This window comes from Pseudomonas sp. LBUM1658 (genome assembly GCF_059716055.1).
In genome coordinates this window covers 2,741,820-2,764,674 of the sequence record NZ_CP166798.1, presented here as the reverse complement: position 1 = coordinate 2,764,674, position 22,855 = coordinate 2,741,820, and the positions used below count along the sequence as shown (strand labels likewise).

At 57.6% G+C, this 22,855-nt stretch carries 17 protein-coding genes; 10 read left to right on the top strand and 7 right to left on the bottom strand.

The window, feature by feature from the left end:
- Window positions 1-232: 232 nt before the first annotated feature.
- The 5 genes from ACA064_RS12740 to ACA064_RS12720 form a co-directional block, all read right to left on the bottom strand.
- Window positions 233-1,741, bottom strand: coding sequence for a sigma-54-dependent Fis family transcriptional regulator (locus ACA064_RS12740; protein WP_497673663.1), 1,509 nt, complete (start codon window positions 1,739-1,741; stop codon window positions 233-235).
- A 447-nt stretch (window positions 1,742-2,188) separates the two neighbouring features.
- Window positions 2,189-3,664 (bottom strand): benzaldehyde dehydrogenase, encoded by a 1,476-nt coding sequence (locus ACA064_RS12735; RefSeq protein ID WP_497673662.1) that lies wholly within the window; start codon window positions 3,662-3,664, stop codon window positions 2,189-2,191.
- A gap of 279 nt (window positions 3,665-3,943) precedes the next feature.
- A complete protein-coding gene (gene qhpG, locus ACA064_RS12730; RefSeq protein ID WP_497673661.1) occupies window positions 3,944-5,248 on the bottom strand; it encodes a flavin-dependent monooxygenase QhpG in 1,305 nt (434 codons plus the stop codon).
- Window positions 5,249-5,323: 75 nt separating this feature from the next.
- Window positions 5,324-7,042, bottom strand: a complete 1,719-nt coding sequence (locus tag ACA064_RS12725) for an ABC transporter ATP-binding protein (protein ID WP_497673660.1) — start codon at window positions 7,040-7,042, stop codon at window positions 5,324-5,326.
- A 226-nt stretch (window positions 7,043-7,268) separates the two neighbouring features.
- Window positions 7,269-8,452 (bottom strand): IS3 family transposase gene (locus tag ACA064_RS12720; RefSeq protein ID WP_497673659.1). Its coding sequence is split into 2 segments (ribosomal slippage): window positions 7,269-8,197 and window positions 8,197-8,452, totalling 1,185 coding nucleotides; the frame shifts between segments, so codons are not numbered across the junction.
- A 535-nt stretch (window positions 8,453-8,987) separates the two neighbouring features.
- Here ACA064_RS12720 and ACA064_RS12715 point away from each other — a divergent pair.
- The 7 genes from ACA064_RS12715 (at window position 8,988) to ACA064_RS12685 (ending at window position 14,749) form a co-directional block, all read left to right on the top strand.
- A complete protein-coding gene (locus tag ACA064_RS12715; RefSeq protein ID WP_497673658.1) occupies window positions 8,988-9,173 on the top strand; it encodes a hypothetical protein in 186 nt (61 codons plus the stop codon).
- Between the two features lie 4 nt (window positions 9,174-9,177).
- The gene (locus ACA064_RS12710) at window positions 9,178-9,417 is read left to right on the top strand and encodes a hypothetical protein (protein WP_497673657.1); all 240 of its coding nucleotides are present in this window, start codon (window positions 9,178-9,180) and stop codon (window positions 9,415-9,417) included.
- A 7-nt stretch (window positions 9,418-9,424) separates the two neighbouring features.
- Window positions 9,425-10,012: a TetR/AcrR family transcriptional regulator gene (locus ACA064_RS12705; protein ID WP_497673656.1), complete on the top strand. Its 588-nt coding sequence runs from the start codon at window positions 9,425-9,427 to the stop codon at window positions 10,010-10,012.
- A gap of 227 nt (window positions 10,013-10,239) precedes the next feature.
- A complete protein-coding gene (locus tag ACA064_RS12700) occupies window positions 10,240-11,190 on the top strand; it encodes a 2-hydroxyacid dehydrogenase (RefSeq protein WP_497673655.1) in 951 nt (316 codons plus the stop codon).
- Window positions 11,191-11,344: 154 nt separating this feature from the next.
- A complete protein-coding gene (locus ACA064_RS12695; protein WP_497673654.1) occupies window positions 11,345-12,412 on the top strand; it encodes a phosphotransferase family protein in 1,068 nt (355 codons plus the stop codon).
- A gap of 39 nt (window positions 12,413-12,451) precedes the next feature.
- On the top strand, window positions 12,452-13,219 hold the full coding sequence (locus ACA064_RS12690) for an SDR family oxidoreductase (protein WP_150802742.1): 768 nt from the start codon (window positions 12,452-12,454) through the stop codon (window positions 13,217-13,219).
- Window positions 13,220-13,633: 414 nt separating this feature from the next.
- Window positions 13,634-14,749 (top strand): Gfo/Idh/MocA family protein, encoded by a 1,116-nt coding sequence (locus tag ACA064_RS12685; RefSeq protein WP_497673653.1) that lies wholly within the window; start codon window positions 13,634-13,636, stop codon window positions 14,747-14,749.
- Between the two features lie 71 nt (window positions 14,750-14,820).
- On the opposite strand, the gene ACA064_RS12680 is transcribed toward ACA064_RS12685, so the two are convergent.
- Both ACA064_RS12680 and ACA064_RS12675 read right to left on the bottom strand, forming a co-directional pair.
- Window positions 14,821-16,104, bottom strand: coding sequence for a Zn-dependent hydrolase (locus ACA064_RS12680; RefSeq protein ID WP_497673652.1), 1,284 nt, complete (start codon window positions 16,102-16,104; stop codon window positions 14,821-14,823).
- A 249-nt stretch (window positions 16,105-16,353) separates the two neighbouring features.
- A complete protein-coding gene (locus ACA064_RS12675) occupies window positions 16,354-17,841 on the bottom strand; it encodes an NCS1 family nucleobase:cation symporter-1 (protein ID WP_497673651.1) in 1,488 nt (495 codons plus the stop codon).
- 624 nt (window positions 17,842-18,465) lie between these two features.
- On the opposite strand from ACA064_RS12675, the gene hydA reads away from it, so the two are divergent.
- The 3 genes from hydA to preA all read left to right on the top strand — a co-directional run bounded on the left by hydA (window position 18,466) and on the right by preA (window position 22,741).
- Window positions 18,466-19,905, top strand: a complete 1,440-nt coding sequence (gene hydA, locus ACA064_RS12670) for a dihydropyrimidinase (protein ID WP_497673650.1) — start codon at window positions 18,466-18,468, stop codon at window positions 19,903-19,905.
- 193 nt (window positions 19,906-20,098) lie between these two features.
- On the top strand, window positions 20,099-21,466 hold the full coding sequence (locus ACA064_RS12665) for an NAD(P)-dependent oxidoreductase (protein WP_497673649.1): 1,368 nt from the start codon (window positions 20,099-20,101) through the stop codon (window positions 21,464-21,466).
- Window positions 21,467-22,741: an NAD-dependent dihydropyrimidine dehydrogenase subunit PreA gene (preA, locus tag ACA064_RS12660; RefSeq protein ID WP_497673648.1), complete on the top strand. Its 1,275-nt coding sequence runs from the start codon at window positions 21,467-21,469 to the stop codon at window positions 22,739-22,741. It begins immediately after the preceding gene.
- Window positions 22,742-22,855 lie beyond the last annotated feature (114 nt).

Sequence of the window (22,855 nt, the reverse complement as noted above, 5' to 3'; positions counted from 1 at the left end):
TGACTCGACGGGTGTGCACGTGACGATAAATCCGGTGGCCGGTCTATTCGAACCCAAGCGGGCCGTAATTGAAGGTAGAGGTGGGGTCAAAGTCAGGAGGTAAAAATACAAACGCTTATTCAATAGTTGCCAATGTTTTTTTTCAAAAAAGCTGACCCTTTATTTGAGCGCATAATTATTGCTCAACCAGCAATAACTTGGCGTTCTACTTCAGCTTTCCTGTAGCCTTTATCTATTCAAGCCGAAGCTTACCATAAATAGTGCCGCGCGCAATGCCCAGTTGCTGGGCAGTAGCTTTCACATTGCCCCGATTGGCATCCAACGCATCTTGAATTTTCTTTCTTTCGAATTCTTTTAATGATTTTTCACTTCGCTTCCAGGCAGGCTGCGCTAAGCCGGGAAAGTGTTCCGAAAGGATCACCAGTCCCTCGCCAGCCAGCGCTACGGCCAAACGAATAGCTTGCTCCAACTGTCTGATATTCCCACGCCACTCCTGCTGCTTGATAAGCTCCAAGGCCTCCGGGTGTAATGAGCCTCCTTGGTAGCGCTGAGTCAGCTTGAAGATAATACTATCTATATCCTGCCGCTCACGCAGTGCTGGTATGTGGATTTGTACGCCATTGAGGCGGTAAAACAGGTCCTCTCTGAAGCGATGCTCGTGGATATATTTTTCGATGTCGCAGTGAGTTGCGCTAACTACCCTGACGTCCACAGGATGGCGCTGTGAACTTCCGAGACGGGTGACCTCCCTTTCCTGCAATACCCGAAGCAAGCGAGTCTGAAGATTGAACGGCATGTCACCAATTTCATCAAGCAACAATGTTCCACCATTTGCTTCCTCTATACGCCCCTTGGTCCCTCCTCGACGTGCGCCGGTAAACGTTCCTTCAACATAACCAAACAACTCCGATTCAATTAAATTCTCGGGAATTGCGGAGCAGTTAATGGCTATGAACGGCGCCTCAGGATTCAGGGAATCATGGAGTGCCCGAGCGAAAACCTCTTTCCCAGTGCCCGTTTCTCCCTGCAGCAGAATAGGAATGCTGGCTGCGAAGGCCTTCGATGCCATACTAAATTGCTGGTTGAGTGCAGGATCAAGCCCAATTCCATGGGCGGGAATACGCACACGACTCGGCGTTTGGGAGTAACCAGGCGACAACAAGGATTGGGCATATACCGAAGAACCGTCATTCAGGGCTATCAGACATGGCGCGTTTACAAAAATTGATTGAGGGCCACGCTCAAAAAAGTTATCCCAGTTTAATGAAGATTCGGCAATCGCTGAGGCATCAATGCCAAGTATTTTTTTCGCCACTTTATTGGCAGCACAAAATGTTCCGTTCTGATCAAAAGCCACCAATCCCTGAAATGGAGTTCCGATCAACCTGGCATCGAATTGTAGTGCAACGATCTGGCAATCTATCAAGTCCGAATACAGCCTGCTTTCAATAGCCATCGCCGCAATTTTCAGCTGCTCCAAAACCGCAGATGCATTCCGCTGGCCAATTCCAGTGATGTCAATCGCACCAACCAGCTCCCCTCGCACACCGAAAACAGGCACCGATACACAGAAAAAATTTTCAAACTCTTTTAGATAGTGCATGCCTCCGCAAACAATAAAGGGTTGCTGTTCATGAAGTGTGCAACTGGGAGCAGTTGTTCCGATATCCACTTCATTGACACGTTTTCCAACTTTTAGCGAGTCCACCATATCTGGCGCGGAGGCGTGTTTGGCATACACGATGACACCCTCGGGGTTGACACAAAATAGTGCCCACTCCTGCCCTCCGAATATGCCCCATAACCTGTCGAGCTCAGGCTGAGCGCTGGCCGCCAGACGTGAATCCAGGCTACTCAATTCGTGGGCGCGCCAGCGTCCGGTTAAACGCTTATCCCAAGGTGATAGACCTGCCTTCCTGGACCGTTCCCAAGAACTGGCTACGGCCGGGGGCAACAGATCAGCTGGCAGAGCATGCCCATCCAGAAAGCGACGCCGAACCTCATCGAGGCCATGCATATCTCTAATATTCATGTGGAGACCATTCGTAATTTTTCACAACACCCTGATGAGGTTTTATCACCAATGACAGCGATATATATATAATTACATCGCATAAAAAAGCGCCTGTTAAGAACAAGCGATTTTTTAACTCGCAACCACCGTCCCGGCTATGCCCTACTCCATCATTTATAGGACGTAAGGGGTGGCTTCGTCCTTGATGGTTAGCCATTGCCACTGAGTAAACTCCTCCCAGTTCGCCGCCCCTCCCACGCTCGTTCCATTTCCAGACGCGCCCCAACCACCGAACGGATTCACTACTTCGTCATTCACTGTCTGGTCATTAATGTGCAGCATTCCGGTGTAAAGCCTGTCACCGATTTTCAGTGCCCGTCCGACATTCGAACTGATGATTCCTGCTGCCAGGCCGTACTCCGTATCGTTAGCAAGCCTTACTGCATCTTCATCAGAGTCGAAGGGCACAACGACAGCCACCGGCCCAAATATCTCTTCACGGAAGGCGGGGTTATCCGGCGTTACATCACTGAGGATCGTCGGCTGGAAAAATAGCTCCTCGTAGCGGCCACCCGCTTCGAGTTTCGCACCCGCTTGCTGGGCCAGGTGAACGATTTGAGCTACCTGGTCACGTTGATGCGCATTGATGAGGGGCCCTAAAGAAACTTTTGTGGTCGCGGGGTTCCCCACTGTAAGTTCGCCAACCTTGGCTATCAGTGCGGCCAGGAATGCGGGATAGATATTACGCTGAACCAGAATTCGGCCGGTGGCCATACAGATTTGACCTTGGTGCAGGAATGTTCCCCAGATAGCGTTGGCAACTGCGAGATCTACGTTGGCATCGTCCAAGACAATCAATGAGTTCTTGCCGCCTAATTCGAGCGACACCTTTTTCAAATTGCGGCCTGCAGCTTCACCGACCTTTCGACCTGCCGCGGTTGATCCGGTGAACTGAATCATTGCCACGTCAGGTGAATCAACCAACGCTGCACCCGCTTCGCCAGCGCCAGGCAGGATGTGTAAAACCCCTTTTGGAAGCCCTGCAAGTTCAAACAAACGGCCAATGATCAATCCGCCGCAAACTGCAGTACGGGGATCAGGTTTCAGCAATACGCTGTTGCCGGTGGCCAAAGCAGGCGCGACCGAGCGCATGGCAAGGTAGAGGGGGAAGTTGAAGGGCGAAATGACACCGACGACACCCAATGGCCGGCGCCTGGCAAGACTGAGGCGCCCCGCTCCCGGCGCATTCGGCAAAACATCGCCTTGGCTCTTTCCTGGCATCATAGCACTCTCATGCAACGCTTTGATTGTTACACGGGTTTCAAACCCCGCTTTCAAATGCGTCGAACCACTTTCTTTAACCAACCATTCGACAATCTCGCCGAAATGTAACTCGGCGATTTCAGCCGCTTTACGCATAATTGAAGCTCGTTCCTCAAAGGAGGTTTCAAACCAATTTGCTTGTACGTTTCGAGCAGTACGGGCAGCACTTGAAACCGCTGCAACATTAGCCATACCTATATATCCCAGCGACGCCCCTGTTGCGGGTTCTATAACCGGGTTTACATCGGGATAAATATTTTTCCAGGTACCGTCAAAAATACAATTTTTCCATAGTTCTTCTGGCAGAAATTTTGAGACTTCAATCATGACGTTACCTATATCAGTTATTCTTGGGGTGGCATCGTTTTCTGTAACTCCCTGCGTAGCAGCATAAGACGTGCCAATTTGATTTCATGAGCGCATCGCGGACAATCTGTTTAATAATTGAACACGACCAAAAAACGTGTTTCACAATTGAACACTATTGAGCACGGTTTATGGTTGTCCTACTAAGAAACAATGAGCCGATGAGTATTTATCGAGCGGAATAAAATGACGGGCAAATACCAGATCACACAGATTCGAATCAGCAACGCACCTGACAAATCAGACAGGCTTGTATCCTTGTGCCAGCAACCAGCTTCGAACCATACGCCCCTGCTCTACCGTCAAGCCCGCCAGCACTCGCTCGGGGGACTCGATGCGGAGCCGTCTTAACAAAGGCGCGAGCTCAACTCCCTGTACATGCCAGGCGCCCAATGGTTGATCAGCTGTGATCACCACATCTGCCTCAACTATGAAACCGTCGTGCAGCACAGGCGCCCTCACTATCCTCAATGCGCTGAAGTCCGCTTCGGGGTGAGCGACTTCGGCGTCCGGCCATTGTCGGCGCTCAAGCCAGAACGCCTGCTCGCGCCAACGCTGTTCATCGATGTAGAAATCCCGACCGATCCTCGCGAACCGAAAAAACAAATGCTCTACTCGCCGCTGGTGAAACCGTCGGGCCAATGCCGCTCGCTCAGGTTTAAGCAGCAACGTATTGATCACTGCCGGCGCCTGCAACGCTGACGACAACGATTGAAACATTCCATTGCCCGACAGCGGATCCACCGCCATCGCAGCGTCACCGATTCGAATCCAATGATTGCCGCACACCTGCGTGTTCAAAATTGCGGTACTGCTACGCGCATGCAATTGCACATCGGTTTGCGGCTTCGGACCAAAAAACGCTTGCGCCGTAGTAGAATCACGACGCCGCTGAAGACAATGCTCGAGCAAATGCTGCTTGCCAGGCAGCTGGGCGCTGGCGACATCCACCGTCCACTGCCAGTAACACTGGCCATCCGCCCGCCTGGCCATCCATACCCATCCATCTTCCAGGCTTTCCACTGCGCTGGCTGTAGCGCCCGGCTGGCCTTGCCAACGATTCAGCAGGCTGACCGTCTCCGGCCCGCGCACGCTTTTACCAAGAGATGGCGCCTGACGTCCACGTGCCTCCACCAGGAAATCCACGTGCAATGGTTCACGTCCTTCGATGTCCACCTGGTGCCCGGTCGCTGAAGTTTGAACGCTGAGCACACGCCCCTCGATCAACTCGACTCCGGCCAGGCGCAAGTCCTCCCGCAACCCTTTGTCGAAGGTCGGGCGGTCCAATAAAAATTCAATATTTTGCGCGTGCCGTTGCCCGTTCCAATCCACCTGTCGCTGAGACGGCAATGCCGCATCCGCCAAAGCATGATGCAGCCCTACACCGCGCAAAGCCTCAAGCACACGTACCGATACGCCCTCCAATGCTGCAAATCGGCGCCACTCGCTGACCAGCGAAACTGGATAACCGAGCCGTCGCAGCCCCAAGGCCGCCGTCGCACCTGCGGGCCCTGCACCCAGTATCAAGATTTTGATCCGAGTCATCGGGAAACAGCCTCGCTTTGCATCTGGCTCAAGACACACCACCGAGGGCCGAGAAGCGTCAAGTAAACTCGCGGTTTACACAACATACGGCACCATTTTCGATATGAGCACGCCATCCAGCAGTTCGAAACATAGATCTGCGTTGGCCAGGGTGGAAGGGCGATGACTGATCAGGATGCGCGTACGCCCGGAAAAAAGTCGATCAATGGCTTCAATGACCTCACGCTCGGTGGCTTCGTCCACCGCAGACGTCGCTTCGTCCAGCACCAGGATCTGCGGGTCCTGCAGCAGCGCACGAGCAATGGCAATGCGTTGTTTTTGTCCACCGGAGAGCTGTTGACCGCGCTCACCCAAGGGGGTGTCCAGGCCTTCGGGCAGCGAGGCGATCAGGCTCTCGAGCTGCGCCAGTCGCGCCACTGCGATTATGGCTTCACGGCTCGCGTCTGGCACAGCGTAGGCGAGATTGTCAGCGAGGCTGCCGCGAAACAAAACAATATCCTGGCTGACCACGGCAATCTGCCGCCGCAGTTGAAACAGGTCTAGCTCTCGTAGATCAACCTCGCCCAGCAATACTCGTCCCGTCTGTGGATCATGATGCCGTTGCAGCAGATCGATCAAAGTCGATTTGCCTGCGCCGGAGCCACCGCTCAATGCGATTTTCAATCCGTAAGGAATGCGTGCATTGATGCCGCACAGGGTACTCGGACGATCGGGGTGACTGAAGTGCACGCAGTCGAAACGCAATTCACCGTGGGCTGGTATCGATTTCGGTATGGCCGGGCTGACTACTTTAGGCTCTTCACCGCGCAGCTCCATCACGCGTCCGAGGCTGACCGTCATTCGCTGAACTGCGACATAGAGTCCAAGCAAGCTCTGAACCGGCCCTACTGCCATCCCCAGGTAAGTGGAAAATGCAATCAGCGCGCCAAGTTGCCAGGTCCCCTGCACAACCCAATAGCCACCTACGAGGAAGGCGCAGGCGCGCGCCAGCGACGTAAGCGTGCCAGGTATGGCCTGAGTGAAAAACTCTGTAATTTGCAGGCGCAATAACTGGCTCATGTAACCCTGCCCCAGCGTCTCAAGTCGACGAGATTCCCTCCGCTGCTGACCGGCCGCCTGGATGAACTTCATCACTGGCAACGTCTCAACCATAAAAGACGACACGTCCGCAGAGCGCTCGCGCAGCTGTCGTACATCGCGCTCGACTTTTCGCCGCATCCAGCGCAACCAGAGTATGTCGAGAGGAATCAATACCAATATAAGCAATGAGAGCTTCCAGGACAGCGCCAATAAAATCGCCACAGCACAGACCAGTCCGAGCACGCTCGACACTGCTGAAAATAATGAGTCGACGGCGAAGCGCTGAATCTCGGCGACATCACCGTCGAGCCGCGACATTAAATCACCGATGCGTCGCTGCCCGTAAAAGCTCGGAGACAAGGTCTGTAGATGCCGATAAAGATCGTCGCGCAGCGAGAAGAGAATGCGCCCCGACAAGCGTGTGTGCAGGTACCGGTTGATCCCCGAAAGCGCCGTTCCAAGCAGGCCGGCAACGATCATCAGGCCGGCAATCAACACCAGTGTTGGAAAGTCACGCGCCAGCAAACCATCATCAATGAGCAGTTTGGTCAACCATGGCTGTAGCAGCACCAAAAGCGAGGCGCAGATCGACAAGCCGAGTAGCCCGGCGATCGCCAGCCGATGCGGACGCACGAAGCTATATAGCCAACGCAACGCTGCTAGCAACGACCCTGGGTCTTGATTGTTAATCAGCAGTACCATCAGGCGCGGCATCAAACGGCTTCGCATCGCATAACAACGAGAGCGGTTTTTTTGAACATGGTAAAAAGCTCCACGCTAAATTGCCTATAAAATCCGCACATTCGTGTTCGGTGAGTATCACGATGCATGCAATTTTTGCTCCAGCCTGGAATTATCATCGTTTCTATTCCGCTTTTATCCTTCCAGCCCCGCTAAAAAATGACCCTAAAGAACGCCAAACGAGTCTACGGTCCCAACCTCAAAAAAACCTCAAGCGACGTTTGAGTGGGCACGACGCATGCTTGAGTAATTGGGACTGTTCGTCACAACCGATATCGCCGTTGAATTGATGGGGTCGAATCCAGTTGTACCGATGCATCAAGAAATGGCTGATATCGCGTTGGGCTTCTTGGGCAGTTCTGTAACCCAGAGTCGGTATCCATTCAGTTTTCAAGCTGCGGAACACGCGCTCCATCGGCGCGTTGTCCCAGCAATTCCCTCGACGACTCATGCTCTGACGCATGCGATAACGCCACAGCCGCTGGCGAAATAAACGACTCGCATACTGCGACCCTTGATCCGAGTGAAACAGCAGGCCCTGAGGCCTTCCACGTTGTTCGTAGGCCATATCCAGCGTCTTGATAACCAGCTCGGCGTCCGGCTTTTCCGACAACGCCCAGCCCACCACCCGACGCGCACAAAGATCCAGCACGACAGCCAGGTAATGCCATTTCCCCTGGGCCCAGATGTAAGTGATGTCGCCGCACCACACCTGGTTGGGTGCCGGGACATCGAACTCCCGATTCAAGATGTTCGGGATATCCAACCGTTCAACCGTTGCTCGTTTATAGGCATGAGAACCTGGCTGTTTGCTGACGAGGTCAAGCTCACGCATCAAGCTGCGCACTTTGAACCGACCGAGTTGCTCACCATCGTCACGCATCAACGAGAGAATGCTACGGCTGCCGGCAGCACTGCGACTTTGTGAAAACAACTCACTCACCCGGCTGCGCAACCGAAGCCGTTCAACATCCGGAGTCCGACGTCTGAGACGGTGGGCGTAGTAACTTGAGCGGTTGATTTCAAACACTTTGCACAGCCAATCAATCGGCTCATGGACGCTCAGCTGATTGATCAGCGCGTACGCTCGTGATCTTCCGACATCAAGAGCGCGGTAGCCTTTTTTAATATCGATTTTTCCCGCTCAAGGCGGGCGATCCGAGCTTCCAGCTCCTGGATTTTCTGCTGTTCCGGGGTCAGCGCTTTGCTCTGCGGGGTAACGCCTTTGCGCTCCTGCTGAACCTGGTCGACCCAACGACGTAGTGCCGACTCGCCGACGCCGAGTGAACGGCTGGCTTCGATGTAGCTGTAGTTTTGCTTGAGCACGAGGTCGGCAGCCTCGCGTTTGAATTCAGCAGAAAAGGAACGGCATTGTTTGGTCATTTGACACCTCGATCTGGCGAGCATTCTCGCCTAAATGGGTGTCCGGTTTCATTAGACCACTACAGAAAGACTCTAAAGTGTAGCGTTTGAGGCGACGTGAAGTTACATCCTGCGCGGAAAGGCTTCTCTAGCGACGGATGGTCGGTAAACCAACCCTCCCGAGCATGCCCTCAAGATAGGTCACTCCTCAAAGACCTGGCGCAGTCGTCCTTTGCGGTGGGCCTCTCTCATCGAATTACGACTGTTCAACAACCCCTTCCAATTCCCTGTCACTCCAGATAACGATGGGTCAGCACAAGTCGGTTTATCTTGCGCCAGAAACGCGTCCGCCCAAGCGACTGCTTCGGCATACCAACGGAAAATGCCAGTCTAAGACCTGGTACCAATCTTCCTGAAAAAAAAATCCATAATCGACGACAGGTAACGCTGTCTCGCCCCCTAATTTGGCGCTAGTCATGCCAACGAATAATGGAACGCTTCGGGTTGCACCCTCTTCGCGGGCAAGCCACGCTCCCACAAATGATCCCGTTCCCCTGTGGGAGCGTGGCTTGCCCGCGATAGCGATCTGCCAGCCAAGAAATATTTCAAGGGCATCGAACGTATCAAATCCGATTCCGTGGCACTGGCCGGAGTGGTGTTCGGCCTGGGGCTGGCCGGCACCGGTGTCGCTTTCATCCTTTATTACTTCATCGTCCATTGGCGGGGCGCCCTCGCCGCCTAATGGCGTGACCTATATCCCGCCGGTCATCGCGTTGTTGGTCGGCTGTTTGCTCGCCAGTGAACCGCTGAGATCACTGGACATACTGGCCATGGCAGGCGTCTATATCCTAATCGGGCAAGAAAAATGTGCTCGCCGCGGCTCCGCCCGCGACGAGGTTGAACTCATGACACCTCTGGTCAGGAAGACAGAACGCCGACAGTTACTTATGATGCAGATCATCTATAAACCGTTCGAAACCCTCTGAGCCACTGATGCCTCGAGTCTCCCGCAAGCAAGCCGAACTCAACCGCGAAATCATCGCCGAGGCTGCGACGCGCCTGTTCCGCGAACATGGCCTGCATGGCATCAGCGTGGCCGATGTGATGGGTGCGGCCGGACTGACCCATGGCGGTTTTTACGGTCACTTCGACTCCAAGGAAGCCTTGGCGAATGAGGCCTGTGGCCGCGCGTTCGAACAATCGGCGCAGCGTTGGCAGGACAAGATCGAGCAAAGCGCCGACAAAGCTGCGGCGCGCCAGGCCATCGTCGACCCCTACCTGTCAGCCGCCAATCGCGATAATCCCGCAGAAAGCTGTCCGGTGGCGGCCTTCGCCGGGGACATGTGCCACGAAGCCAACGAAAGCGGGCTGCATCAAACCTATACCCAAGGCCTGGAAACACTGCTGCAAACTTTCGCCCCACTGATGGAAACCGCCAACCCCGACACCAACCGACAAGCCGCGCTGGCGCAGTACTCGCTGATGGTCGGCGCCTTGACCCTGGCGCGCGCCACTCGTGGCGAGTCGTTGTCCGATGAAATCCTCGACGCGGCCCGGGCGTTTCTCGCAGCGCAGCATTGACGTGATGCCCACCGGCGACCGCGTGCAGGTGCGTACAACCGATCAATCGCAGGTGTACGCGGTCGGCGTAGATACCCTCTTAACCCACACCGCCCGCGCCAGCTACCATTGTCAATCATCTGTGGAACCAGCAGTCTTGAGTCTTTTTTTAGCGATCTCCCAAGGATGAGCTAAATACTAATTACAACTTCGGCAAATCCACCGATTGAAATCCACAGGAGCGCAGCATGCCCGTCACCGTTCTGGTACTGGTTGAAACCATTAACGACTACCTGCCGATCCTCGAACACAGCGGTTTTCACCTGATTCTTGCGCCTACGCCGGCCGAGCGAGCCCAGGCCATCCTCACCCACGCCAGCCAGATCAAGGCCGTACTGACCCGCGGCCCGCTAGGTTTGACCACCGAAGAAATCGCCGCCCTGCCGCATCTGGAAATCATCTGCGTGATCGGTGCCGGCTATGAACACGTCGACCTGCAGGCTGCCAGCAATCGCGGTATCCGCGTAACCAACGGCGCCGGGATGAATGCTTCGTCGGTGGCCGACCATGCCATGGCACTGCTGCTGTCCCTGGTACGCGACATTCCCCGGGCAGATGCCGCGGTCCGGCGCGGTGAGTGGCCGAAAATCATGCGCCCTTCCCTTGCCGGCAAACGCCTGGGCATTCTCGGCCTCGGTGCCGTCGGCATGGCCATCGCCAAACGCGCGGCGAACGGCTTCGACATGACGGTGAGTTACCACAATCGTCAGCTACGCAGTGACGTACCCTATAGCTTTTGTTCCACTCCCACCGTGCTGGCCCGCGCCTCTGACTTTCTGATCATCGCCACTCCCGGCGGTCTCGGCACGCACCACCTGATCAACAGGCAGGTGCTGGACGCTCTGGGGCCCAACGGTTTTATCGTCAACATCGCCCGAGCCAGCGTGATAGTCACCGCCGAGCTGATCTCGGCGCTGGAACAGCGACGGATCGCCGGTGCCGCCCTGGATGTATTCGATGCCGAGCCGCAGGTGCCGCAAACGCTCAAGGTATTAAGCAACGTAATCCTCACTCCCCATGTCGCCGGGCTGTCTCCGGAAGCGACCCAGGCCACCGTGGAACTGGTGGGTGAAAACCTCCTGGCGTATTTCTCCGGGCGCCCATTATTGACCCCTATCGACTTGCCGCCAGCGAAATGACCGTGGCCCGAGGGCATTCAAACGCTTGTATCAAAAGCAATGATTGCCCGGCAACACGCTCACCTATAACGGCTTGCCGCGGTTGTGGGCCCCGGGCGGGCACATTAGATTAGACAATAATGTCGGGCCTCCAAAATAAGCAGAAGGGATAAGCATGGCGCTTACTGATCAGTCCACCGATGTCCGCTCCGGCGAAGAACTCGATATCAACCTCATCGACCCGTACCTCAAGGCGCATATTCCCGGCCTGAGCGGGACGCCACGGATCAGCCAGTTTCCGGGCGGCGCTTCGAATCTGACCTACCTGCTGGAATACCCCGGGCAGGAGTTCGTCCTGCGTCGGCCGCCGTTCGGCCACAAGGCCAAATCCGCACACGATATGGGCCGCGAGTACCGCATTCTCAATCAGCTCAAGGACGGCTTCCCGTACTGCCCGAAAGCCTATGTGCATTGCACCGACGAAGCGGTGATCGGCGCCGAGTTCTATGTGATGGAGCGGGTCAAGGGCATCATCCTGCGCTCCGACCTGCCGCCGGAACTGGGCCTCGATGCGCAGAAGACCGAAGCGCTGTGCAAGAGCTTCATCGACAAGTTCGTTGAACTGCATCAGGTCGACTACAAGGCCTATGGCCTGGCCGACCTCGGTAAACCCGAAGGATATGTGGCGCGGCAGATTCGTGGCTGGAGCGACCGTTATGAAAAAGCCCTGACCCCGGATGCGCCGAAGTGGGAAGCGGTCAAGGCCTGGCTCAACGACAAGATGCCCGCCGACCATCCGACTTCGAGCATCGTGCACAACGACTATCGTTTCGACAATGTGATCCTCGACCCGAACAACCCGATGCAGATCATCGGTGTGCTGGACTGGGAACTGACCACCCTCGGCGATCCGCTGATGGACCTGGGCAACACCCTCGCCTACTGGATCGAAGCCGCCGACCCGGCACCGGTGCAACTGATGCGCCGCCAGCCGAGCCATGCGCCCGGCATGTTGACTCGCCGCCAGTTCGTCGATTACTACGCCGAACGCGCAGGCATCCAGATCGACAACTTCGATTTCTACTACACCTACGGGCTGTTCCGCCTGGCCGGTATCGTGCAGCAAATCTACTACCGCTTCTTCCATGGCCAGACCCAGGACAAACGCTTCGCGCAGTTCATTCAGATGAACAAACTGCTGGAGCAGATGAGCCTGCAAGTCATCCACAAATCCAGCCTCTGACTGCGCGTCCTCGCGCCTGGCATACAACAAGGAAAAACCATGTCCAAGACTCAGTTGTTCGACCTCGACGGCAAGATCGCTTTCGTTTCCGGCGCCAGCCGCGGTATCGGCGAAGCCATCGCCAAACTGCTGGCCCAGCAAGGCGCCCACGTGATCGTCTCGAGCCGCAAACTCGACGGTTGCCAGCATGTGGCCGATGCGATCATCGCCGATGGTGGCAAAGCCACGGCCGTTGCTTGCCACATCGGTGAAATGGAACAGATCAGCCAGGTCTTCGCCGGGATTCGCGAGCAATTCGGGCGCCTGGATATCCTGGTCAACAACGCCGCGACCAACCCGCAGTTCTGCAATGTGCTGGATACCGACCTCAGCGCATTCCAGAAAACCGTCGACGTGAACATCCGCGGCTACTTCTTCATGTCGGTGGAAGCCGGCAAGCTGATGCGCGAAAACGGTGGCGGCAGCATCATCAACGTCGCCTCGATCAACGGCATCTCGCCGGGCATCTTCCAGGGCATCTACTCGATGACCAAGGCCGCGGTGATCAACATGACCAAGGTCTTCGCCAAGGAATGCGCGGAGTACGGCATCCGCTGCAACGCCTTGCTACCGGGCCTGACCGACACCAAGTTCGCTTCGGCGCTGGTGAAGAACGACGCGATTCTCAATACCGCCCTGCAGCAGATTCCGCTCAAGCGAGTGGCTGCGCCGAGTGAAATGGCGGGCGCGGTGTTGTATCTGGCCAGTGAGGCATCGAGCTATACCACTGGGGTTTCGCTGAATGTGGATGGTGGGTTTTTGTCCTGATTGAAGCGGGTTTGGGGTGAACAAGAGGCAGCCTTCGGGCTGCCTTTTTGTTTGGGTTGGATGCATATCCATTGGTGTATCCAGATACCTGTGTGAGCTGGCTTGCCCCAATGCCAGTCAGTTAACGGAAATCTATCGACTGGTGATTAATTGTGGCGAGGGCGCTTGCTCCCGCTGGCCGGTCCGCGCTCGGGCGCAGCAGTCGTAAAACCGGCAGACACGTTCCAACTGACAAACCGCGGTGGATGGTATTGGGACCGCCCGACGAAAGCCAAGATCAAAAGATCGCAGCCTTCGGCAGCTCCTACAGGGGGCCACACCAACCAAATGAATATTTATTCCATCTATTGAATATTACGAATTTTTATTCCATTAATAGTCCTCCCGAAAACAATAATCCAAAAGGACCCCACCATGCGCGAACTCGGAATCGGCTTGATCGGCACAGGCTTCATGGGCCGCGCCCACGCCCTGGCCTTTCGCAACGTCAGTGCGGTATTCGAACTGCCCATGCACCTGCGTCTAGCCGCCCTGGCCGACGCCGACAGCCAGCGCGCCGAGCACTGCGCCAAGGCCTGGGGCTTTGAAAAAGCCCATGGCGACTGGCAACGACTGATCGACGATCCAAAGGTCAACGTCGTCGCCATCACCACGCCCAACCACCTGCACTACCCCATGGCCATGGCCGCCCTGGCCGCGGGAAAATCCGTGTATTGCGAAAAGCCTCTGGCGGTCAGCCTCGAACAGGCCGACCAGATGCGTCGCGCCGCCAAGGCCGCCGGCGTGGTGACGCGGGTCGGTTACAACTATCAGCACAACCCGATCATTGGCCTGGCCCGTGAACTGATTCAGAGCGGCGAGCTCGGCGAGATCATCAGTTTTCAGGGCGAGTTCAGCGAAGACTTCATGGCTGACCCACAGTCGCCATGGTCGTGGCGTTGCGAAGCGCAGCATGCCGGTGGCGCGCTGGCGGATCTGGGCAGTCATTTGCTGGCGATGGCCCGGTATCTGGTCGGTGATGTGGAAGCGGTGTGTGCCGACACCCAGACGGTGCACCGGCAACGGCCTGCTACGGCGGGCAGTCATGAACCACGCAGCATCGCCGTGGATGACCAGGCCCATGCCCTGCTGCGTTTCGCCAACGGGGCGCGCGGTACCTTCAGCAGCAGTTGGCTCAAGCATGGCTACAAGAATCACCTGAGCTTCGAGATCAGCGGTACTCGCGGCACCCTGGCGTTCGATCAGGAGCGCTTGAATGAATTGCGCCTGTGCCGTGCCGGTCAGGACGGCTTTCAGCGTTTACTGGCCGACCCTTCCCTGCCCGGTTATGCCGCTTTCAGTCCGGCGCCGGGGCATCAGTTGGGTTACAACGAGTTGAAGACGCTGGAGGTGCACGGGCTGATCATGGCGCTGGCCGGGCAAGCTTCAAGTGGTACCGACTTTGAAGAAGCCTGGGAAGTGGAGCGATTGGCGACCGCCATTCGCCTGGCCGCGCTGGAGCAGCGCTGGGTCAAGGTCAGTGAAGTGTAGCTGAGGGCGCTGGGATTCGAAGCAACCCGTGCTTCGAATCCCACTTGCCAATCCCATCAGATTTCAGTCTTTCAAGCCGCCAACTGGCCGTCGGCAATCGACGCCGACGCCGCCAGCATTGCCCGCAACAATACTGCGCAGCCGGCCGCCAGATCGTCCGGCGTGGCGTTTTCGATTTCGTTGTGGCTGATGCCGCCTTCGCATGGCACGAAGATCATCCCGGCCGGGCCCAGTTCGGCAAGGAAGATCGCGTCATGCCCGGCGCCGCTGACGATGTCCATGTGCGACAGACCCAAGCCTTGTGCGGCACCCCGAACGGCATCGACGCAGCCCTTGTCGAAATACAGCGGTGGGAAATCGGCGGTCGGTGTCAGTTCGAAACTCAGGCCGTGTTTCTGGCAGGTGGTGTCGATCACCTGTTTGACCTCGGCAATCATCGAGTCCAGCCGCGCGGGCTCCAGGTGACGAAAATCCAGGGTCATGCGCACTTCGCCGGGAATCACGTTGCGCGAGCCGGGGTAAGCTTGCAGGCAACCGACGGTGCCGCAGGCATGGGGTTGATGACCCAAAGCGACGCGATTGACGGCAGACACTATCACCGCCGCGCCGACCAGTGCGTCCTTGCGCAGGTGCATCGGGGTCGGACCGGCATGGGCTTCAACGCCCTTGAGTTTGAGATCGAACCACTTTTGCCCCAGCGCGCCCATGACTACGCCTATGGTTTTGCGCTCATCCTCAAGGATCGGTCCTTGCTCGATATGGGCTTCGAAATAGGCTCCGACCGCATGGCCGCTGACCTGGCGACTGCCGGCATAGCCAATGGCGTTCAGCGCTTCGCCGACGGTCACGCCTTGGGCATCGGTCTTGGCCAGGGTTTCCTCCAGGGTGAATTTCTCGGCGAACACTCCAGAGCCCATCATGCATGGAGCAAATCGCGAACCTTCTTCGTTGGTCCAAACCACCACTTCCAGTGGCGCTTCGGTTTCGATGCCCAGGTCATTGAGGGTGCGCAGCACTTCGACACCGGCCAGCACGCCGAAGCAGCCGTCGAATTTGCCACCGGTAGGCTGGGTGTCGATATGGCTGCCGGTCATCACCGGCGGCAGGTCCGGATTGCGCCCGGGACGACGGGCGAAGATGTTGCCGACGGCGTCGATGCTCACGGTGCAGCCCGCCTCTTCGCACCATCGCACGAAGATGTCGCGAGCCTGGCGGTCGAGGTCGGTCAGGGCCAGGCGACAGACGCCGCCCTTGACCGTGGCGCCGAGCTTGGCCAGTTCCATCAGCGACTGCCACAGACGGTCGCGGTTGATGTGCTGATGGCTGGACTGCAGAACGTCAAGGGCAGCGTTCATGATGATCTCCTCAGGCAATTATTATGGTTTTATCAGGCGAATCCGAATTTCGGGGCTCAATCAAATCTATGGTCCGGCGATTAACTGTGGCGAGGGGGCTTGCTGTGGCGAGGGGGCTTGCCCCCGTTCGGCTGCGAAGCAGTCGTAAAACCGGCTGATGCGTTCTACCTGAAAAACCGCGATTGCCGGTTTTAGGGCCGCTTCGCGCCCCAGCGAGAGCAAGCTCCCTCGCCACAGGTTTTGCGCTCGTCACACCGGTGTCTTGGCCACCGCAGTGTCACTACGACCCATCATGCACAACCCGTAATACAACAACCCGCCCAACGCCGAGCCGGTGAACCAGCCGTAGCTGTAGAACCAGCTGAAGGCGTCGCTGCCCAACGACATCAGGGTCAGCGCCACCGGGATGCTGAAGGCGATAAAACCGTTCCAGTTCCATGCCGGATACACGTCGTCACGATAGAGGCCGGCCAGGTCGAGCTGCTGTTTCTTGATCAGGAAATAGTCCACCACCATGATCCCGGCGATCGGCCCGAGCAAGCTGGAATAACCCAGCAACCAGTTGGAATAGACCGTTTCCAGGCTGATATCGGAGACCAGCAAACCGAGTTTTTTCAGCAGTTCGTGGGCCATCAATGCCAGGCCCACCAGCCCGGTCAACATCACGGCTTTGGTCCGGTTGATCAGTTTTGGCGCGATGTTCTGGAAGTCGTTGGTCGGCGAAACAATGTTCGCCGCGGTGTTGGTGGACAAGGTCGCAACGATGATCACAAACATGGCCAGCGCCACCCAGAACGGGCTTTGAATATGACCGATCAGGGTCACCGGATCGGAAACTGTCACCCCCACCAGCTTGGCTGAGGCCGCGGTCATCACCACACCCAGCGCGGCGAACAGGAACATGGTCAGCGGCAGGCCGATGATCTGCCCGACGATCTGGTCTTTCTGGCTTTTTGCGTAGCGGCTGAAGTCCGGGATGTTCAGTGACAGGGTTGCCCAGAACCCCACCATGGCGGTCAGCCCGGCCATGAAGTAACTCGCCACTCCAGCGCCTTCCGGGCGTTTCGGCGGTTGCGCCATCAGTTCGCTCAACGAGACGTTCGGCAAGGCCCAGAACAGCAAGCCCGCGCCCACCAGCACCAGCAGCGGTGCGGACAGGGTTTCCAGCCACTTGATCGATTCGGCGCCGCGCAACACCACCCACAGGTTGAGTACCCAGAACAGCATGAAACCGATCACCTCACCGGTGCCGCCCAGGGCCTTCCAGCCATCGAACACCGAACCCAGAAACAGGTGAATGGCCAGGCCGCCGAACATCGTCTGGATACCGAACCAGCCGCAGGCCACCAGGGCCCGGATCAGACACGGCACATTGGAGCCGATCACCCCGAATGACGAGCGCAGCAGCACCGGAAACGGGATGCCGTACTTGGTGCCGGCGAAGGCATTCAGGGTCAAGGGGATCAGCACGATGATGTTGGCGAACAGAATCGCCAGCAGCGCCTCACCGACCGACAGCCCGAAATACGCAGTGAGCACCCCGCCGAGGGTATAGGTCGGCACGCAGATCGCCATGCCGACCCAGAGCGCCGTGATGTGCCATTTGTTCCAGGTTCGTTCGTGCACCTTGGTCGGCGCGATATCGTGGTTATAACGGGGACTGTCGAGGACGTCGCTGCCGGCCTCGAGCTCGTACAAGCCGTCGCGCTCGGTCACTTGCGATCTGATCTGGTGCATGGCCGCTCCACTGTTCTTTTGATTGTTTTGCTCATCGGACCGATTGGCGAATTGCAGCGCAAACCGGGCGATGGCCGGAGTACTTACGACTTTCACGAACCGGCCAACGTCGCAGCGGCGGCACTCAATAAACGTGCCGGATATCCCGTTTGCGCGTCTGCCAGTTTCGTGAAATCCATGTAAACAACTGATGTTTATCAGTTTTATTCAGTAACTCATTGAGTCCAGGGTTACTTGCTCCATCACTCAGGCGCAATGTCAGGCAAGTTGGCCGATCAGTCGGGACTCAATCTGGTGCAACACTGTTTCTTCAAAACTTTCCACTCGCCCATAGGCATAGCTCAAGCAGCTGATTTCACATAAGAAATCTTGACCATATTTGGTTCCTGTCAAGTGCGTCAAAATGGTGAGGGACCTCACCATTTTGGTGTTTTTAATATTTATTCAATATTTTTCAACAAGTTATATTCAATATAAGCTTATAAAAAATAATCTTGCTCAATCCAATAACTCCAGCTAGCGTCTATTCCTGACAGCGCTGACAGGAATACAACTTCCCGCAGCTCGCCGCAACTACAACACCAAGAACTGGCATCAGCCGGTCAAGCCCGTGAGGAACTCGCAATGTCACTGTTGATCCGTGGTGCCACCGTTGTTACCCATGATGAAAGTTACCGCGCCGACGTGCTGTGCGCTGAAGGTTTGATCCAGGCAATTGGTAGTAACCTGGATGTTCCGGCGGACTGCGAAGTGCTCGATGGCAGCGGTCAATACCTGATGCCCGGCGGCATCGACCCACATACCCATATGCAACTGCCCTTCATGGGCACCGTTGCCAGCGAAGACTTTTTCAGCGGCACCGCGGCCGGGCTTGCCGGTGGTACCACCTCGATCATCGACTTCGTGATTCCCAACCCGCAGCAATCGTTGATGGAGGCTTTTCACCAGTGGCGCGGCTGGGCCGAGAAGTCCGCCGCGGACTACGGTTTTCACGTCGCCATTACCTGGTGGAGCGAACAGGTTCGCGAGGAAATGGCCGAACTGGTCAGCCAGCATGGGGTGAACAGCTTCAAGCATTTCATGGCCTACAAGAACGCGATCATGGCCGCCGACGATACCTTGGTGGCGAGTTTCGAACGCTGCCTGGAGCTTGGCGCGATACCGACGGTGCACGCGGAAAACGGCGAACTGGTTTATCACCTGCAACGCAAACTGATGGCCCAGGGTATGACCGGCCCTGAAGCTCATCCCTTGTCGCGGCCATCCCAGGTTGAAGGCGAAGCCGCCAGCCGGGCGATCCGTATCGCCGAAACCCTCGGTACTCCGCTGTATCTGGTCCACGTCTCGACCCGCGAGGCGCTGGATGAAATCACCTATGCGCGCCGCAAGGGCCAGCCAGTCTATGGCGAAGTCCTGGCCGGGCATCTGCTGCTGGACGACAGCGTCTACCAGCACCCGGACTGGCAGACCGCCGCCGGTTACGTGATGAGCCCGCCCTTTCGCCCTCGCGGCCATCAAGAAGCGCTGTGGCAGGGCCTGCAATCAGGCAACCTGCACACCACCGCCACCGACCATTGCTGCTTCTGCGCCGAGCAGAAAGCCGCCGGTCGCGACGACTTCAGCAAGATCCCCAACGGCACCGCCGGTATCGAAGACCGTATGGCCGTGCTCTGGGATGAAGGGGTCAACAGCGGACGGCTGTCGATGCAGGACTTCGTAGGCCTGACCTCCACCAACGCCGCGAAGATCTTCAACCTCTACCCGCGCAAAGGCTCGATTCGCGTCGGCGCCGATGCCGACCTGGTGCTCTGGGACCCGGAAGGCACCCGGACCATTTCGGCCAAGACTCACCATCAGCAGGTCGACTTCAACATCTTCGAAGGCAAGACCGTGCGCGGCGTACCCAGCCACACCATCAGCCAGGGCCGGCTGGTTTGGGCCGACGGCGACCTGCGGGCCGAACGCGGTGCCGGGCGCTACATCGAGCGTCCGGCTTATCCGGCGGTGTTTGATTTGCTGAGTAAGCGGGCTGAGTTGCACAAGCCGGTTGCTGTGAAGCGTTAAGGCCACCAAACCGTAGGAGCTGCCGCAGGCTGCGATCTTTTGATCTTGATTTTGGCGATTGAGGCCGAAACCGTGGCGTCTGCCTTAAAGATCGCAGCCTTCGGCAGCTCCTACAGGGACCGAGTTCAATTTCAGCGATGTGTGCAAATCAATGCCCGCTAGAGGCAACCCACAAAAAAGTGAGGCCAACACCGTGATCAAGACCCTGAACCACCTCCCGCATCCCCACGAGGACGCGGTCGCCCTTGCCGGCCATTTCACCGATCTGGCACCGCCGCTCAACGCCCGCCAGGCCCATCTGGAAGCCTCGCGCTGCCTGTATTGCTATGACGCGCCCTGCGTCAATGCCTGCCCGAGCGAGATCGATATCCCGTCGTTCATCCGCAATATCCATCAGGAAAACGTTCAGGGCGCCGCGCAGAAGATCCTCTCGGCAAACATCCTCGGCGGCAGTTGCGCCCGGGTCTGTCCGACCGAGATCCTCTGCCAGCAAGCCTGCGTGCGTAACAACGCTCAAGAGTGCGCGCCAGTGCTGATCGGCCTGTTGCAACGCTACGCGGTGGACAACGCACAGTTCAGCGAACATCCGTTCCAGCGTGCAGCGCCGACCGGCAAACGCATCGCGGTGGTCGGGGCCGGGCCGGCAGGTTTGTCCTGCGCCCACCGTTCGGCGATGCATGGCCATGATGTGGTGATTTTCGAGGCCAGGGAAAAGGCCGGCGGCCTTAACGAATACGGGATAGCCAAGTACAAACTGGTGGACGACTTCGCTCAGCGTGAGCTGGAGTTTCTGCTGGGCATCGGCGGAATCGAGATTCGCCACGGGCAAAAACTCGGTGACAACCTCAGTCTCACCGAACTGCATCAGCAGTTCGATTCGGTGTTTCTCGGCCTCGGCCTGGCCGCCAGCAGACAACTCGGTCTGGCCCACGAAGACGCCCCGGGCATGCTCGCCGCCACCGACTACATCCGCGAACTGCGCCAGGCCGATGACCTGAGTCAACTGCCACTGGCCGATCGCTGCATCGTCCTCGGCGCCGGCAACACCGCAATCGACATGGCAGTGCAGATGGCTCGCCTCGGTGCCCGCGACGTAAACCTGGTGTATCGCCGCGGCCTGGAGGACATGGGCGCCACCGAACACGAGCAGCACATCGCCAAGGCCAATCAGGTCCGCCTGCTGACCTGGGCCCAGCCTGAAGAAGTGCTGCTCGATGAACAGGGCCAGGTCCGCGGCATGCGCTTTGCCCGCACGCGAATGCTGGAAGGCCGTTTGCAGACCACCGGCGAGACCTTCGAGCTGGCCGCCGACGGGATCTTCAAAGCCATCGGCCAGGCCTTCGACGACTCAGCGCTCAGCGACCCGCTGGCCCGTGAACTGAAGCGCCAGGGCGAGCGCATTCTGGTGGACGAGCAGCTGCGTACCAGTATCCCCGGGGTGTATGCCGGCGGCGACTGCACCAGCCTCGATCAGGACCTCACCGTCCAGGCCGTGCAACACGGCAAGCTGGCCGCCGAAGCCATCAATGCCCAACTCATGCTCAATGTGGAGGCTGCGTAAATGGCCGATCTCTCGATAGTCTTCGCCGGTATCAAAGCCCCCAATCCATTCTGGCTGGCCTCCGCGCCGCCCACCGACAAAGCCTACAACGTAGTCCGCGCCTTCGAGGCTGGCTGGGGTGGCGTGGTCTGGAAAACCCTCGGGGAGGATCCGGCGGCGGTCAACGTCTCGTCACGCTACTCCGCGCACTTCGGTGCCAACCGTGAAGTCATGGGTTTCAACAATATCGAGCTGATCACCGACCGCTCGCTGGAGATCAATCTGCGGGAAATCACCCAGGTCAAAAAGGACTGGCCGGACCGCGCGCTGATCGTGTCCCTGATGGTGCCCTGCGTCGAAGAGTCGTGGAAAGCCATCCTGCCGCTGGTGGAGGCCACGGGTGCCGACGGCATCGAGCTGAACTTCGGCTGCCCCCACGGCATGCCCGAGCGCGGCATGGGCGCGGCGGTCGGTCAGGTGCCGGAATACGTCGAGCAAGTGACCCGCTGGTGCAAGACTTACTGCTCGCTGCCAGTGATCGTCAAACTGACGCCGAACATCACCGACATCCGCCTGGCTGCCCGTGCGGCCCATCGTGGTGGCGCCGATGCGGTGTCGCTGATCAACACCATCAACTCCATCACCAGCATCGACCTGGAGCGCATGGTCGCCCGCCCGATGGTCGGCAGCCAAAGCACCCACGGTGGCTACTGCGGCTCCGCGGTTAAACCTATTGCGCTGAACATGGTCGCGGAAATCGCCCGCGACCCACAAACCCGGGGTCTGCCGATTTGCGGCATTGGCGGGATAGGCAGTTGGCGCGATGCGGCCGAATTCATCGCCCTGGGCAGTGGCGCGGTTCAGGTGTGCACGGCGGCGATGCTGCATGGCTTTCGCATAGTCGAAGAAATGAAGGACGGTCTGTCACGCTGGATGGACAGTCAGGGCTACGCCAACCTGCAGGAGTTTTCGGGGCTGGCGGTGGGCAATACTACGGACTGGAAGTACCTGGACATGAACTACCAGATCATTGCCAGGATCGACCAGCAAGCCTGCATCGGTTGCGGCCGCTGCCACATCGCCTGCGAAGACACCGCACACCAGGCCATCGCCAGCCTCACGCAGCCTGACGGCACCCATAAATATCAAGTGATCGACGACGAGTGCGTGGGCTGCAACCTGTGCCAGATCACCTGCCCGGTTCAGGACTGCATCGAGATGGTGCCCGTCGACAGCGGCAAGCCGTTCCTGGACTGGAATCATGATCCGAGGAATCCGTATCACGTGGCGGGTTGAGCCGAGATGTTTGTTGTCTGATCCGCCGCTATCGTCGGAACGCCGCCCGGAGCAAGCTCGCTCCCACAATGGGTCGCAGTTGCACACAAATTATGTGTCTACTGAAGATCCAAT